Origin of the sequence: Pseudoprimorskyibacter insulae (assembly GCF_900302505.1) — a bacterium.
Taxonomy (GTDB): domain Bacteria; phylum Pseudomonadota; class Alphaproteobacteria; order Rhodobacterales; family Rhodobacteraceae; genus Pseudoprimorskyibacter; species Pseudoprimorskyibacter insulae.
The window spans coordinates 157939-173649 of sequence record NZ_OMOJ01000001.1; the positions used below are offsets into that span (position 1 = coordinate 157939).

The following is a 15711-nucleotide window of genomic DNA, read 5'->3' on the forward strand; positions in this document are numbered from 1 at the left end:
ACAAGGGGCAAAAAATGAGCAAAGACATCCTGATCGTGGACGATTCCCCGTCTGTCCGCCGTATGGTCACGATGACGCTGTCACAGGCACAGTTTGAGGTCCATGAGGCCGAAAACGGTGCCGAAGGTCTGCGCATGTCGCGCACCAAACGGTTCGACATGGTAATCACCGATCAGAACATGCCCGTCATGACGGGTCTGGAGTTTATCCGCGCCTTCCGCGGAGAACCGCAGAACCGCGGTATTCCGATTGTCTTTTTGTCCACCGAAAGCGCGATTTCCCTGAAGGAAGAAGCGCGGTCCGCCGGGGCGCTTGGCTGGATGCAAAAGCCGTTTGAACCGACCCAGCTTTTGGCCGTTGTGCGCAAGGTGCTTGGATGATCGACGCCGAAACACGCGCCATTTTTCAGCAAGAGGCCGAGGAGCTTATTGAAAGCCTTCAGGCCGGTTTGCTGAGTCTGGAACGGTCGCCCGATGATATGGCGACAGTTGGCAGCGTGTTTCGGGATCTTCATACGCTGAAAGGCACCGGGGCCATGTTCGGTTTTGACCGCATGGCCAAGTTCATCCACGATTTCGAAGCGGCGTTTGATCGCGTGCGGTCGGGTGCGGCGGTGGTCACTCCCCCGATGATCGAAGTGTCCCTGCGGGCGCATGATTTGATCGTGTCGCTATTGATCGGCGAAGACCCGGACGCGGAGCTTGACGACACGTTGCGCAAGGATCTTGCCGTCGCAACCGGCGCGTTGGATGCGCCTGCGCACGATGTCGTTGAGCCGCCTGTTGCGCCGCCTTTGGTCGAAGATCTGACAGGGCCTTGGCGGCTCAAGTTCTTTTTGCCCGAAAACTTCATGGAGATTGGCGGCAATCCCATTGGGCTGCTGACTGAATTGCGCGACATTGGCGGGCCGGACACGGTTGTTACTGCCTTGACCGACCGCGTGCCGCCGATTGCGCAGTTGGATGAGACCCAGCTTTATATCGGTTGGGAGGTGATCCTTCCGGCGGATGTGACCGAAGAAGCTATCGACGACGTGTTCTTGTTCCACCGGGACCGGATGGAATTCACCCTGACCCGCGATGCCGCAGATCCCGCGCCGCAGGAAGACGATGCGGGTGACTTGGGGACGTTCGAATTTCTTGGCTCGATGGACGACCTGATCGATGCGGGCGGCCCAGAGGCCCCGCTTGTCGCGCCTGATAGCATGGCGGGTGGCGGGTTCGAGGATGGCATTCCTCCGATGCCAGACGACGACATGGCCGATGAGGACTGCGAAGATGCGGATGACGGGTTCGAGGCCTTGCTTCAGTCCGAACCTCTGCAAGCGCCCGCCGCGCCAGTTGCCTCGGCGCGGGTGTTCGAAAGGCCCGAGCTGGATCAAGAGATCGAAATCGCACCTGTACGCGCGGCCCCTGCGGCACAGATGCGCGTGTCGGCTGAACGGCTTGACGACATCATGGACAAGGTCGGCGAACTGGTCATCGCCGAGGCGCGTTTGGCGGAAATTTCCGATGGCCTACAGGACGAAGGCCTGAAAGGCATCGTCGAGGATATTCAGCGGCTTGCCTTCGGGCTGCGCGATACGACCATGGCAATTCGCATGACGCCGCTAGGGTCGATCACCGGGCGCTTTCATCGCTTGGCCCGCGACTTGGCCGCAAAAACCGGCAAGGCCTTTGATTTCATTATCGAAGGCGAACAGACTGAACTGGACAAGACAGTCATCGAAAAGCTGTCCGACCCGCTGGTGCATTTGCTGCGCAATGCGGTGGACCACGGGCTAGAGGCCCCCAAGCTGCGCCTGTCTGAAGGCAAGCCCGAGCGTGGGTGCGTGCGTTTGTCGGCGCGGTATTCCGGCGCGGATGTGCTGATCTCGGTCTCGGACGATGGCAAGGGGCTGGACCCCGATCTGATCCGTGCACGGGCCATTCAGCGCGGGATCATCTCGGCTGACGCCAACCTGTCGCGCAGCGAAATCTACGCGCTGGTCATGGCCCCCGGCTTTTCGACGGCAAATACGGTGACCGAACTGTCGGGGCGCGGTGTGGGAACCGATGTGGTCAAGCAAACCGTTGAATCCCTGCGCGGCTCGCTTGAGATTGACAGCGTGCTTGGGCAGGGCGCGACCTTCACCCTGCGGCTGCCGCTGACCTTGGCGATTATGGAAGGGCTGTTGCTTCAGGTGGGCAAGGACCGCTACGCCGTGCCATTGGCCGCCGTTCACCAGATCCTTGAACTGCCGCCCGAACTAAAGGACTTGTCCGAACCCGTCGGCTTGACCGAGATCCGGGAAACCCTGTCGCCGGTTCTGAACCTGCGGGCGCTGTTCAATTGCTCGGGCGCGCGGGACGAGCATCCGAAAATCGTTGTGGTTCAGACCAACAAGCTGAATGTCGGGCTAGTCGTGGATCGGATCATCGGGTCGTACCAGACCGTGATCAAGCAACTGTCGCCGCTGCATTCGCATATGAAAATCTTCTCGGGGGCGACCATCCTTGGCGATGGCACGGCCGCCCTGATCATCGATGTCTCGCAGCTTGTGATGTCGCAGCGGGCGAACATGCGCCTGAAAGAGAGGGCGGCATGAAGGCGGTTCGCAAGAAGGACCTGAATGCGCGGCTCAAAAGCGTGGTGGTGTTCGAACTGGGCGGTCAGGCCATGGCCGTACCCACGGATATCCTGCGCGAGATTTTGGAGCCAACCGTGCTGACGCGCGTGCCTTGCACCGATCATTTTGCGCCCGCGCTGATGAACGTGCGGGGGGTGATTGTGCCGATCGTGGACCTGCGGCGCACCTTGGCCGTTCCAATGACGCCGCAAGATGCCGATACGCGCATTCTGGTGCTGGAAGTCCCAACCCAAGACGGGATCATGCTGGCCGGTTTGATCGTCGACAGCGTGAAAGCGGTGATCGCGGTCGATGTCTCGACCGTGCAGCCGGTGCCGGATGTTGGCCCCAAATGGCCGCCCTATGCGATGGCGGCCGTGTCGCGGTGGCGCGATGCGTTTCTTTATATTCTGGATGTTGAGGCGCTTTTGGCCGCCCGGATCGAGGCCAACCTAGAAGGCAGAACCTGTGGGGAGGCGGCGCAGAATGACGAAGACTGAAGACCTGACCTATCTGACCTTCGGATTGAACGATGACCGTTTGGCCATTCCTGTGGGCCGCGTTCGCGAAATTCTGGATGCCCGCCCGGCCAGCGCGTTGCCAAATGCGCCTGCCTATGTGCTGGGCCATATCGACCTGCGCGGCGTGCCGATCCCGATGATCGACCTGCGCCGCCTGCTGTCCATGCCAACCCGCGCCGATGATCTGGCCACGCGTTTGGTGGTGATCGAGGTGCAGCCTGCAGGCAAACCCGTGATCGTCGCGATCCGCACGGACCGCGTGCATGAGGTCGCGCGGTTTGACGATGACACGGTTAATCCGTTGGGTGTGGAAGGTTTGCTGAACTGGGACAGCCGCATTGTGCGCGGCATTGGCCATATCGGCGGCACCGCGATCACCCTTCTGGACCCTGATGTTTTGCTGAAATCTGATGTGGTGGCAGATCTGTCCTGCAATCCCGTCACACCCGACACCGAGGCCCTGCCATGACCCCGGACACTATTGTGATCGAAAATCCAAACCTTGAAAAATTTCGCGCGATGCTGGCCAAGACGACCGGCATCACGCTTCCGCAATCCAAGAACCATCTGGTTGAGGGCCGACTGCGCAAACGCGTTGCGGCGCTGAACTTGCCGGACATCACGGCCTACCTGAGCCACCTTTTTGACGAAGGCGGGCTGGATCAGGAACTGCCGGGTATTGTGGATTTGATGTCCACCAACCGGACGGAATTTTTCCGCGAGGCACCGCATTTCGAATTTCTGGCCAAGCAGGTGCTGCCGCACCACGACAAAGACCGGTTGTTCAAAATCTGGAGCGCGGCCAGTTCTTCGGGCGAAGAGGCCTATTCCATCGCGATGCTGCTGTCGGAATACAGCCGCCGGTCGCCGGGGTTCAACTTTGGCGTTTTGGGCACGGACATATCGAAAAGCATTCTAAGCAAAGCCGACGCTGGCGAGTACCAGCTTGAAGGCGTGCGGTCGGTGCCAAAGGGCTATCGCGATCGGTATTTCCAGTTGGTCAATGACACAACGATCAAGGTTAAGAACAATCTGAAATCGCGCGTGAAGTTCGGCCAGCTGAACCTGATCGAAGGCAACTTCCCGGTCGATCGGAACATTGATGCGATCTTCCTGCGCAATGTGCTGATCTATTTTGACGTGCCCACCCGCGCTTTTGTTGTTTCGGCTTTGACCGACCATCTCAGAACGGGGGGATACCTATTTGTCGGCCATTCAGAAGCGATGGCCGTTGACGACCCCCGTTTGACCGCAAGAACATCCGCAGTTTTCCAAAAGGTGAATGAAGCATGACCGCAGGCTCGCAAATCAGCGTGATGATCGTCGAAGATTCCTTGACGGCCCGCACAATGCTGAAACGTCTGGTCGAAAAAGACCCGGCGTTGCGCGTGACTGTAATGGCGCGTGACCCCTTCGACGCAGTCGAAAAAATGCGCGAAAGCCAGCCCGATGTGATGATGCTGGACATTGAGCTGCCGCGCATGGATGGGCTGACCTTCCTGCGCCGGATCATGACGCAAAGCCCGCTGCCGGTGGTGATCTGTTCGAACCACACGTCGTCGGGCTCCGAAGCAACAATGAAAGCGCTGCAAATCGGTGCGGTCGAGGTTCTGTCGAAATCAGACCTTGGCCCCGGCGGCAGTGAAGATGCGGCTATGCGTGTATCTGACGCGATCCACGCAGCGTCGCAGGCGCGGGTGCGTCGCTCCGCCCCGCCGCCACAATTAGAGCCGCGCGCCCTGACGCCCGGCAAGAAACTGACCGCTGACGCCATTATGCCATCGCGCGGGCCGAACACGCCGACCAACCCGCGCACGCCCGGCGTTGTGGGGATCGGCGCGTCAACCGGCGGAACCGAGGCGCTGGCCAAGGTGCTGGCCAAGCTGGACCCGTCTTGCCCGCCGATCGCCATCGTTCAACACATGCCCGAGAAATTCACCGCAGCCTTTGCAAAGCGTTTGGATGGGCTTTGCGCCATCGAAGTGCGCGAAGCGCAGGATGGGGATGTGATGCGTGACGGGCTGGCCCTGATTGCGCCGGGGCATGCGCATATCGCGGTGAACTATCGGCAGGGCGTTTACCGCGTGCAAGTGATCGACGGCCCGCCCGTCAGCCGTCACAAACCGTCGGTCGATGTGCTGTTCCGGTCCTTGTCGATCTCGGCGGGGGCAAATGCGCTGGGGGTGATCATGACAGGCATGGGCGACGACGGCGCAACATGCATGCTTGAGATGCGCGATGCGGGGGCAAAAACGATCGCTCAGGACGAGGCAAGCTGCGTCGTATATGGGATGCCGCGTGAAGCGGTTGAACGCGGTGCAATCGAGCGGCAGGTGCCGCTTGATCAGATCGCCGGGCAGATCATGCAATTCAAACGAAACCACAACCGCGGTGCGGCCATGAGTGGAACCTGGTAATGACTATGAAAACAGCATCAATCACCGGCCCTATGGGGCAAATCGAAACAGTGTTCACCACTGTTCTGGATGATCTTTTCTATGCGTCTCAGACAGGTCACCGCTTGCGGGGAACGATTTCCGATCTGGCCTCGGCCCTTGGGGCGGAACGTCTGGAACAGCTTGAGGACCAGCGAAACGCCTTGTCTGAGCGGGTGGATGCCATCCGCCGCGAGGTCGGGCAGGCCACAGGGTTCGTTGACGGTGTGGCCCGCAACAGTCGCCGCATGGGCCACCACTTGAAAGAGCTGAACGAGAATATTCAATCGGCCAATATCGTCGCGCTGAACGCCCGGATCATCGCGCAGGGGCATCGCCACTTGCCGCAAGGCGACCAGATGGTGCGGCTGTCTGCGGATATTTCCGAAATCACCGATGTGGCCAATCGCCAAGTCAGCGAGATGTTCGAAGTGATGGACCAGACCGAACGGGCCATCGCGGTCATTTCGGAGTCTGTGGATCATCGGTCTAATGACTTCTCGACCAACCTGCTGCCGCGCCTAGAGGAGCTTTCGACCCTTCAGGATGCGTTGTATCAGGGCATGGGCGTGTCGCGTAAATCGGCCAACTGGCTGGGCACCTACACGGATTATCTGGCCGGGGCCGTGGCCGAAATCATCGGCGCCCTGCAGGCCGGGGACCGCGCGTGCCAGCGTATGACCCATGTCATTCAGATCCGCGATGAGGCCCGCCGCTATCCGTCCAATACGCCGGAACGTCAGGCGCTTGATATGCTGTCGGGCATGCAACTGGCCCACACCACCAAGGCCGCCTATGAAGACGTGGTTCGCGCGTTGGAGCTGCTGGACAATGTGCTCAAAGGCCTGCCCGATCTGGACACCAACTGCGCTGCGGTTCTGAAGGTGTTTGACAATGGGCGCCTGCGTAGCCTGCGGTCCGAGTCCATTGAAATGAGCAACATCACTGATCAGTTGCCGCAGGAGGCACGTCAGGCCTTTGCGACACTGAAGGAATGTGACGACAATCTGCGCGAACATTCCGACAAGCTGGGCAATGCCGCGTTCCAGATGCAGCTGACCTCGATCAACACGATCATTGCTTGCGCCCGTGTGGGCGGACATGCCGCCGATATGATCGTGATCTCTCAGCAGATCAACGAGGTCATCTCGGCCGTGCCCGAGATTTTTGCCAAGTTCGCCGAAGCCTTGGACGACACCAAGGCCCATCTGGCCGGAAGCGAAATCGCCGCGCATATGCAAGAGGAAGAAGCCGCGCATCGCATTGATCTGGCGGCGCTATCGCATTCGCAAAAGGTCGTGGTCCGGTCCTTGCCGGGGCTGGGAACCGATAGCCGCACGATTATCCAGACGCTGGAAAGCGCCCGCAAAACCCTGAAGCATTACAAAGATGCGCTGGGCGAGGAATGGTCGCGGGTGCGGGGCAAAATGTCGGCCACTCTGCCCGCGGGTCTTGAGGTCAACGAAGGCTTCAAAGCTACGCTGAATAAGCTGCGCAAACAGTATTCGATGGCCGAGGAACGCGATCTGCATGATCTGGTCTTTGCCGACCTTGTGGGCGCTCCGAAACCGACCAAAGCCCCGGCGAAACCTGCGCCCGCCGAGGATGATCTTAGCGCGATCCTGTTCTGAGGGTTATCGCTGCGCGGTTTCCCAGTTCGGGTTGATCCAAGGTGCATCGTTGCGCGGTGCCAAAGGCGTCCGGCCAAGGATATGGTCTGACGCCTTTTCGCCGACCATGATCGAGGGCGCGTTGAGGTTGCCATTGGTGATGCGCGGGAAAATCGAGCTATCGGCCACGCGCAGCCCATCCACGCCAATCACCCGGCATTCCGGGTCTACCACCGCCATCGGATCATCGGCGCGCCCAAGGCGGGCGGTGCCGCAGGGGTGATAGGCGCTTTCGACGTGCTGGCGGATGAAGTCATCCAACTCATCATCCGTCTGGCAATCGGCACCGGGCTGGATTTCGTGTTTGTAGTAGGGTGCAAAGGCATCCTGCGCAAAAATTTCCCGCGTCAGGCGGATGCATTTGCGGAAATCCGACCAGTCCTTTTCGTGGCTCATGTAGTTGAAGCAAATGGCTGGGTCGTCCTTGGGATCGGCTGATCGCAGCGTCACCGCCCCACGCGACGGGCTGCGCATCGGGCCAGTATGCGCTTGGAACCCATGGCCTTCGGGCGCGGCCTGACCGTCATAGCGCACGGCAATGGGCAGGAAGTGGTACTGAATGTCGGGGTAATCAACGCCCGCGTCTGACCGGATAAACCCACAGCTTTCGAACTGGTTCGATGCGCCGGGACCGGTCTTGGTGAACAGCCAGCGTGCGCCGACATAGGCTTTGCCCAGCAGGTTCCAATACTTGAACAACGTCACCGGTTGCGAAGCGGCGGCTTGGATATAAAGCTCTAGGTGGTCTTGCAGGTTCTGGCCCACGCCCGCGCGGTCGGCAACCACGTTGATGCCATGTTCCGCCAGATGCGCCGCAGGGCCAACGCCTGACAGCATCAGGATTTTCGGCGTGTTCAGGGACGAGGCCGCAACGATCACTTCGGCTTCGGCGCGGATTACTTCGACCTTGCCGCCGCGTTCAATCTCAACACCCGTTGCGCGGCCATCTTCGATGATCACACGTCGGGCAAGGGCGCGAACCATCGTGCAGTTTTCACGCATCAGCGCCGGGCGCAGATAGGCTTTGGCGGCTGAAAACCGCTCGCCTTTCCAGACGGTCATATCGAAGGGGCCGAAGCCCTCTTGCTGATGGCCGTTGTAGTCGCCCGTCACCGGATAACCCGCCTGACGGCCAGCCTCGACAAAGGCGCGGGTCAGCGGGTTTTCGCGCTTGCCGCGTGTCACATGCAGCGGGCCATTCTTGCCGCGCCACGACGGATCGCCGCCATGACCGCCGTCGTGCCAATCCTCCTGCCGGACGAAATAGGGCAGGACATCGGCGTAAGACCAGCCATCGGCCCCCATGTCGCGCCAATGGTCAAAGTCGCGGGCATGGCCGCGCACATAGATCATCCCGTTGATCGAGGACGACCCGCCCACCACCTTGCCGCGCGGTGTCACCAAGCGGCGACCGCCAAGATGCGGCTCGGGCTCGGTTTGCAGGCCCCAATCATAGCGCTTCATGTTCATCGGATAGCTGAGTGCACCCGGCATCTGAATGAACGGCCCCGCATCGGTGCCGCCGTATTCGATGACGATCACGCGCTTTCCGGCCTCGGTCAGCCGCCATGCCATAGCGCAGCCCGCGCTACCCGCGCCGATGATGACGTATTCGGCCTGCATCAGAACGGTGCCTCGACATCGCCCATGCGGACGTAAACGGATTTCAACTGGCTGTAGTGGTTGATCGCGGTTTTCGAGTTCTCACGACCCACGCCCGACATCTTGGACCCGCCAAAAGGCGCTTCGACCGGGGCGTCGTTGTAGGAGTTGATAAAGCAGCTGCCCGCCTTGATCTGCCCGATCACCCGGTGGGCGCGGCTGATATCGCGGGTGAATACGCCTGCCGACAGACCGAATTCGGTGGCATTGGCGCGGGCAATGGCCTCGGCTTCGTCCTCGAAATCCAGAACGGCCATGACGGGGCCAAAGATTTCCTCTTTGGCGATGGTCATGTTGTCGGTCACATCGGCAAAGATCGTAGGTTCGATAAAGAACCCGTCGCCGTCGATCCGCTTGCCGCCCGCAACCAGACGCGCGCCTTCTTCGATGCCCTTGGCGATATAGCCTTCGACAATCTCGCGTTGGCGGGCGCTGACCATGGGGCCGATGATGGTGTTTGGGTCTTGCGGATCGCCAATGGTGGCGGTTTTCAGACGCTCGGCCAGACGGGCAAGGAAGGCGTCTTTGATGCCCTTTTGCACAAAGACGCGGGTGCCGTTCGAGCAGACCTGACCGGTCGAATAGAAATTCGCCAGAATGGCCCCGCCGACGGCGTTGTCCAGATCGGCGTCGTCAAAGATCACCAGCGGGGATTTCCCGCCCAGCTCCATCGTGACGTGCTTCATATTGCTTGCGGCGGCGGCATAGACCTTGCGGCCCGTGGGGACAGATCCAGTCAGAGAGACCTTGGCCACGCGCGGATCGCCGATCAACTGCGCGCCCACAGGGCCAGTGCCCTGCACGACGTTGAACACACCGGCAGGCAGGCCCGCCTCAACCAGAATCTCGGCAACCTTCAGCGCCGAAAGCGGCGTGGTTTCAGACGGTTTGAACACCATCGCATTGCCGCAGGCCAGCGCGGGCGCGGCTTTCCAGCAGGCGATCTGGGTGGGGTAGTTCCACGCGCCAATGCCAACACACACGCCCAGCGGTTCGCGGACGGTATAGACCCAATCTTCGCCCAGCTGGATGTGTTCGCCCGTCAGGCTGGCAGCCAGACCGCCGAAATATTCCAGCGCATCGGCGGCGCTGCTGGCGTCGGCGACGCTGGTTTCCTGATAGGGTTTGCCGGTGTCGTAGGTTTCCAGCACCGACAGATCGTGGTTGCGTTTGCGGATCAGGCGGGCGGCATCGGTCAGGATACGGCCCCGTTCGCGGCCCGTCATCTTGGCCCATTCTATCTGCGCCGCAGCGGCAGCGGCCAGTGCCTGATCGACAAGCGCGGGCGTCGCCTCATGCAAGGTGGCGATGACTTTGCCGGTGGCAGGGTAGATCACCGGCAACGACGTGCCAGCGATGTCATCGACATAGGTTCCGTTGATAAAGTGGCTGGCGGTGGGCTGAGTTTCGTAAGCCATTGGTCTTTCTTATTATTCACCTCGGGGGAAGCGTTGATTTTCTTCCACCACGTTCAGATCCATGTGATTGCGCATAAAGCGCTTGGAGGCCTTTTGCAGGGGCTGGTAGTCCCACGGGAAAAAGGCACCATTGCGCAGCGCCTCATAGACGACCCAGCGCTTGGCTTGGCTTTTGCGCACGTCGGCATCAAAGCGGTCCAGATCCCACAAGGCATCGGCCTTGGCGCGGAAGTCGGCCAGCGCGTCTGCATGGGCGGAGTCGTCGGCGACGTTGGTCAATTCGTGCGGGTCATTGGCCAGATCGAACAGTTGTTCTGGGTCCAGCGCGCAGCGGGTGTACTTGTACGTGCCCTCACGCAGCGCGACCAACGGCGCGTAAGAGGCTTCGGCCGCGTATTCCATGGGTACGGCGGCACGCGGGCCACCCTTGGCTACGGGCACCAGCGTTTCGCCAGCGGTCCAGGGCATGACCTCGTCCATGCTGACTCCGGCCAGATCACAAAGCGTCGGGCAGACGTCGATGTTCGAGACGGGCGTTTCGATCAAGCCCGGCGTCAGCCCCGGTGCGCAAAGCATCATCGGCACACGGGCCGAGCCTTCGAAGAAGTTCATTTTGAACCACAGGCCCCGATCGCCCAGCATATCGCCATGGTCCGACACGAACAGGATCACCGCCTCTTGGCGGGTGCGTTCCAGCACGTCCAGCAATTCGCCGATCTTGTCGTCGATATAGCTGATATTGGCGAAATAGCCTTGGCGGGCGCGGCGGATGTGGTCCTCAGTGATGTCAAAGCTGCGCCAGTCATTGGCGTCGAAGATGCGCTTTGAATGCGGGTCTTGGTCGTCATAGGGGATGGGCGCGATTTCGGGCATCAAGTGCGCGCAATCCTCATAGAGATCCCAGTATTTGCGGCGCGCAACATAGGGGTCGTGCGGGTGCGTGAAGCTGACGGTTAGGCACCACGGGCGGGCATCATGGCCGCGCGACAGATCATAGATCTTGCGGGTCGCGCAGGTGGCGACCTCGTCGTCATATTCCATCTGGTTGGTGATCTCGGCCACGCCCGCGCCGGTGACCGATCCCATGTTGTGATACCACCAATCGATGCGTTCGCCGGGCTTACGGTAATCTGGCGTCCAGCCGAAATCGGCGGGGTAGATATCAGTGGTCAGGCGCTCCTCAAACCCGTGCATCTGGTCGGGGCCAACGAAGTGCATCTTGCCCGACAGGCAGGTCTGATAGCCTGCGCGCCGCAGGTGGTGCGCATAGGTTGGCAGGTCTGATGGGAATTCGGCGGCGTTGTCGTAAACCCCTGTGACGGATGGCAATTCGCCCGACATGAAGCTGGCCCGCCCCGGAGCGCAGAGCGGCGAGGCGGTATAGCAATTGCGGAACCTGACAGACCGTTCGGCCAGCTTTTTCAGGTTCGGCGCATGAAGCCAATCCGCCGGACCATCGGGAAACAGCGTGCCGTTCAACTGGTCGACCATCAAAATCAGGATATTGGGCTGGGTCATTTTGCTCTCTGAAGCTCTAGGGCGATGGCGGCGCGAACTTGCGCGGTGGCTTGTTCCCCGGCGGTTGGGTCGGGGTTGTGGGCGTAGCGCAGGTACAGCCCGTCAATCAGCGATGCGATGCGGTCTGCCGCCTGTTCGGCATCGTCCCCGATCAGCGGGCGGAACCCGTGCAGCAGGTTGGACCGAAGCCGCGCGTGATAGATCAGCAGCAACCGCTTGGCCTGTTCTGACCGGTAGGCCATGACGTAGAAGTTCAGCCAAGTGGCTATGATGTCGGAGCGGAAGTTCTCGGGCTCGAAATTCGCGCCGACCAGCGCATCCAACCGATCGCTGGGGGTGTGGGCCGTCCGATAGGCTTTGCGCACCGCCGTGCTGTAGGTGCGCAGCACTTGGCGCATGGCCGCCAGAAACAGCGATTCTTTGTCGCCGAAATAATGGAACGCCAACGCCGATGACACGCCCGCCCGTTTCGCGATCTTGCCCACCGGCACTTCAAGAGAACCCGTTTCGCCAACAACGGCGAGGGCTGCCTCAACAAGCTGCGCTTTTCGCTTATGCTCTTGTGCCATTCCGGTCCCAATGAAAAAATACGTTGCGTATCACGAATAATCGGCCATTGTTTGACTGGTCAATCAGAAATCAACAAGACTCCTAGGGAGAGACTATGAAACTGACATTTGCTATTTCCGCAATCGCCCTGGCCGCCGCTGGCGCTGCCTATGCTGAATGCGACACCGTAAGCATGTCGGATGTGGGTTGGACCGACATCACGACCACCACCGCAACAGCCAAGCACGTGCTGGAAGGTCTGGGCTACAAAGTCGACGTTAAGGTTCTGTCCGTGCCGGTGACCTTTGCATCGCTCGAAAGCGACGACGTGGATGTGTTCCTTGGCAACTGGATGCCCGCACAGTCCGGCGCGATTAACCCCTACATCGAATCCGGCGAAATCGAAGCTGTGAACGTGAACCTGGAAGGCACCAAGTACACGCTGGCCGTGCCGACCTATACTTGGGACGCTGGCCTGCAAAGCTATGCCGACATTCACAAGTTCGAAGAAGAACTGGATGCCAAGATCTACGGCATTGAGCCGGGCAACGAAGGCAACGGCTATCTGGTCGGCTTGGCCGAAAACAACACCCACGGCCTGAAGAACTTTGAAGTTGTCGAAAGCTCGGAGCAGGGCATGCTGGCGCAGGTCGCCCGCGCCTACAAAAAGAACGAGCATGTGGTCTTCCTTGGCTGGGAACCCCACCCGATGAACGCCAACTTCTCGCTCAAGTATCTGCCGGGCGGCGAAGACTTCTTCGGCGGTGAAGGCGTGGTTCACACCGTGACCCGCAAAGGTTACTCGGAAGAATGCCCGAACGTCGGTAAGCTGCTGGCGAACATGGATTTCTCGCTTGAGATGGAAAACCAGATCATGGGCGAAATCCTGGACGAAGGCGCAGACCCGGATGAAGCGACCGAAGCATGGCTGAAGGCCAATGCCGGTGTGCTTGACACCTGGCTGGACGGCGTGACCACCAAGGACGGCGGCGATGCCGTCGCGGCGGTCAAAGCGCACCTGGGCATGTAATCCCAGATCAACCAATCGGGCCGGCGCCACCGCCGGCCCTTTTCATAACGAATGACGGCAGGCCGTCGTAAGCCCGCCGCAACCCCGGAGACCTAATCCTTGGATTGGCTGACCGAATACAAAATTCCTGTCGGAAAGGCCGCGCGAACGCTTTTCGACTTTCTGCGCGACCACGGAGAAGTGTTCCTCGAGTCCATGGCCAATGTCATGGAAACGCTGATTGATGCGCTTCTTTGGTTGATGCAGGAACCCCACCCATTTTTCGTTATCGCCGTTTTTGTCGGCATCACCTGGTTCCTTCAGAAAAGCTGGAAAGTGTGCCTGTTCGTGGTGCTGGGCTTTCTGTTCATCCTGAACCAAGGCTATTGGGAAGAAACCACCGAAAGCCTGACGCTGGTTCTGTCGTCTTGCGTGGTTTGCATGGCCATTGGCGTGCCGATCGGCATCGCGGCGGCGCACCGGCCGCGTATGTACGTCTATCTGCGCCCGATCCTTGACCTGATGCAGACCCTGCCGACCTTCGTGTACCTGATTCCGGCCATTGTGTTCTTTGGCATCGGGATGGTGCCGGGCCTGATTGCCACCGTGATCTTTGTGTTGCCCGCGCCGATCCGCCTGACCTATCTTGGCATCTCCTCGACCCCGCAGGCCCTGCTCGAAGCGGCCCGCGCCTTTGGGGCGACCTCGCGCCAGACGCTGTTCAAGGTCGAATTGCCCTATGCTTTCCCGCAGATCATGGCGGGCCTGAACCAGACGATCATGCTATCGCTGTCGATGGTCGTTGTCGCCGCGCTGGTCGGCGCCGATGGCCTTGGCGTGCCGGTTGTCCGGGCGTTGAACCAAGTGAACACCGCGCTTGGCTTTGAATCGGGGTTTGTGATCGTGGTGGTGGCCATCATGCTGGACCGTATCCTGAACGTCGGAGGCCCCAAGAAATGACCACCGCAGTCAAGATCGACAACGTTTCCATCGTCTTTGGCAAACATCCCGAAGCGGCTTTGCCTCTGATGGATGATGGCAAGGACCGCCCCGAGATCCAGGAAGCCACTCAGCAGGTTCTGGGCGTGCACAACTGTTCGCTGGACGTGCAAGAGGGCGAGATCCTCGTGCTTATGGGCCTGTCCGGGTCTGGCAAATCCACGCTGCTGCGTGCTGTGAACGGGTTGAACCCCGTGGTGCGCGGCGCGGTGCATGTGAACGACGGCGCTGGCATGGTCGATGTGACCCACGCCGATGCCGCCACGCTCCGCCGCATCCGCATGCAGCACGTTGCCATGGTGTTCCAGCAATTCGGCCTGCTGCCTTGGCGCAGCGTGCGTGAAAACGTCGGGCTGGGGTTGGAACTGGCCGGAATGCCCGCCCGCGAAATGCGTGCGCAAATCGATGAACAGCTTGACCTGGTCGGCCTGTCCGACTGGGGCGACCGCAAGGTGGGCGAGCTTTCGGGCGGGATGCAACAGCGTGTGGGTCTGGCCCGCGCCTTTGCCACCAAAGCCCCGATCCTGCTGATGGATGAGCCGTTCTCGGCGCTGGATCCGCTGATCCGCACCAAGTTGCAGGACGAACTGCTTGAGCTTCAGGCGCGTCTGAAGCGCACCATCCTGTTCGTCAGTCACGATCTGGATGAGGCGTTCAAGCTGGGCAACCGCATCGCCATCATGGAAGGCGGCCGGATCGTTCAAACTGGCACCCCGCAGGACATCTTTAACGCACCGAAGAACGACTATGTGGCCGATTTCGTGCAGCATATGAACCCGCTCGGCGTGCTACGCGTCCGCGATCTGATGGGCCCGCCCGCAGGCAGCCCGGCAATCACCGTCGATGCCAATGCACTGGTGCGCGACGCAATGAACGACCTGATCGGATCGGACGCAGGCGTCGGCGTTATCGACGCAGGCCAGATGGTCGGCAGCCTGAACAAAGACGACATCCTACGCGGCCTGAACCGCGGTTAAACCAGAAATCGGGGCCACCTGGCCCCGGTTTGCCATCAGGAATGGTGATCCCGGCAGGAGGGAAGAATCCGTGTCGGTGGTTGCTGCTAGGTATTTGTTTTTGAATGGTAAATGTGGGGCGTCGGTGGTGTCTTTGCTCAGTGGTGGCGGTTACACTACGCCGTAGACACCTTACGCCGACGCCGGGATGTGCCCAGTTTTCCGAGCATGTGGCTCGGGCAAGTCGTCGGCGTTGTGCAGCAGTTGAGTCCGGGGTTGCGCCGCTGGCGGCAGGACAAAAAACATTGGTCGACGTCCCGCCGCACATGCCAGCTGCCGCAAATCGCAGCATCTGTCATGATGGTG

The 15711-nt window shown here is 60.4% G+C and carries 14 protein-coding genes; 10 read left to right on the top strand and 4 right to left on the bottom strand.

Going from position 1 to position 15711, the window contains the following annotated elements; genetic code table 11:
- Positions 1-14 precede the first annotated feature (14 nt).
- From PRI8871_RS00840 to PRI8871_RS00870, 7 genes are read left to right on the top strand one after another with little or no spacing between them, the layout of a single operon-like run.
- Positions 15-380, top strand: a complete 366-nt coding sequence (locus tag PRI8871_RS00840; RefSeq protein ID WP_108884293.1) for a response regulator — start codon at positions 15-17, stop codon at positions 378-380.
- Entirely contained in the window at positions 377-2587 is a 2211-nt protein-coding gene (locus PRI8871_RS00845) for a chemotaxis protein CheA (RefSeq protein ID WP_108884294.1), read from the top strand. The genes PRI8871_RS00840 and PRI8871_RS00845 overlap by 4 nt, the downstream gene beginning before the upstream one ends.
- Positions 2584-3108 carry a chemotaxis protein CheW gene (locus PRI8871_RS00850; RefSeq protein WP_108884295.1) on the top strand — a complete coding sequence of 175 codons (525 nt, stop codon included), beginning with the start codon at positions 2584-2586 and terminating at the stop codon, positions 3106-3108. Before PRI8871_RS00845 ends, PRI8871_RS00850 begins: the two co-directional genes overlap by 4 nt.
- Positions 3095-3598 carry a chemotaxis protein CheW gene (locus PRI8871_RS00855; protein ID WP_108884296.1) on the top strand — a complete coding sequence of 168 codons (504 nt, stop codon included), beginning with the start codon at positions 3095-3097 and terminating at the stop codon, positions 3596-3598. Before PRI8871_RS00850 ends, PRI8871_RS00855 begins: the two co-directional genes overlap by 14 nt.
- A complete protein-coding gene (locus PRI8871_RS00860) occupies positions 3595-4422 on the top strand; it encodes a CheR family methyltransferase (protein WP_108884297.1) in 828 nt (275 codons plus the stop codon). Before PRI8871_RS00855 ends, PRI8871_RS00860 begins: the two co-directional genes overlap by 4 nt.
- On the top strand, positions 4419-5546 hold the full coding sequence (locus PRI8871_RS00865) for a protein-glutamate methylesterase/protein-glutamine glutaminase (protein ID WP_108884298.1): 1128 nt from the start codon (positions 4419-4421) through the stop codon (positions 5544-5546). Before PRI8871_RS00860 ends, PRI8871_RS00865 begins: the two co-directional genes overlap by 4 nt.
- Complete coding sequence (locus PRI8871_RS00870; protein ID WP_146188624.1) at positions 5546-7195, top strand: hypothetical protein; 1650 nt, start codon at positions 5546-5548, stop codon at positions 7193-7195. The genes PRI8871_RS00865 and PRI8871_RS00870 overlap by 1 nt, the downstream gene beginning before the upstream one ends.
- A gap of 3 nt (positions 7196-7198) precedes the next feature.
- On the opposite strand, the gene betA is transcribed toward PRI8871_RS00870, so the two are convergent.
- Genes betA through betI form a run of 4 tightly spaced genes read right to left on the bottom strand, consistent with a single transcriptional unit; the run spans position 7199 to position 12401 of the window.
- The gene (gene betA, locus PRI8871_RS00875; RefSeq protein WP_108884300.1) at positions 7199-8857 is read right to left on the bottom strand and encodes a choline dehydrogenase; all 1659 of its coding nucleotides are present in this window, start codon (positions 8855-8857) and stop codon (positions 7199-7201) included.
- Positions 8857-10314, bottom strand: a complete 1458-nt coding sequence (gene betB, locus PRI8871_RS00880; protein ID WP_108884301.1) for a betaine-aldehyde dehydrogenase — start codon at positions 10312-10314, stop codon at positions 8857-8859. The genes betA and betB overlap by 1 nt, the downstream gene beginning before the upstream one ends.
- Before the next feature lie 12 nt (positions 10315-10326).
- Positions 10327-11832, bottom strand: coding sequence for a choline-sulfatase (gene betC / locus PRI8871_RS00885; protein WP_108884302.1), 1506 nt, complete (start codon positions 11830-11832; stop codon positions 10327-10329).
- Positions 11829-12401 carry a transcriptional regulator BetI gene (gene betI, locus PRI8871_RS00890; protein ID WP_108884303.1) on the bottom strand — a complete coding sequence of 191 codons (573 nt, stop codon included), beginning with the start codon at positions 12399-12401 and terminating at the stop codon, positions 11829-11831. Before betI ends, betC begins: the two co-directional genes overlap by 4 nt.
- Before the next feature lie 95 nt (positions 12402-12496).
- On the opposite strand from betI, the gene choX reads away from it, so the two are divergent.
- The 3 genes from choX to choV all read left to right on the top strand — a co-directional run bounded on the left by choX (position 12497) and on the right by choV (position 15366).
- Complete coding sequence (gene choX / locus PRI8871_RS00895; RefSeq protein ID WP_108884304.1) at positions 12497-13411, top strand: choline ABC transporter substrate-binding protein; 915 nt, start codon at positions 12497-12499, stop codon at positions 13409-13411.
- Between the two features lie 99 nt (positions 13412-13510).
- A complete protein-coding gene (gene choW, locus PRI8871_RS00900) occupies positions 13511-14350 on the top strand; it encodes a choline ABC transporter permease subunit (RefSeq protein ID WP_108884305.1) in 840 nt (279 codons plus the stop codon).
- The gene (gene choV, locus PRI8871_RS00905) at positions 14347-15366 is read left to right on the top strand and encodes a choline ABC transporter ATP-binding protein (RefSeq protein ID WP_108884306.1); all 1020 of its coding nucleotides are present in this window, start codon (positions 14347-14349) and stop codon (positions 15364-15366) included. The genes choW and choV overlap by 4 nt, the downstream gene beginning before the upstream one ends.
- Positions 15367-15711 lie beyond the last annotated feature (345 nt).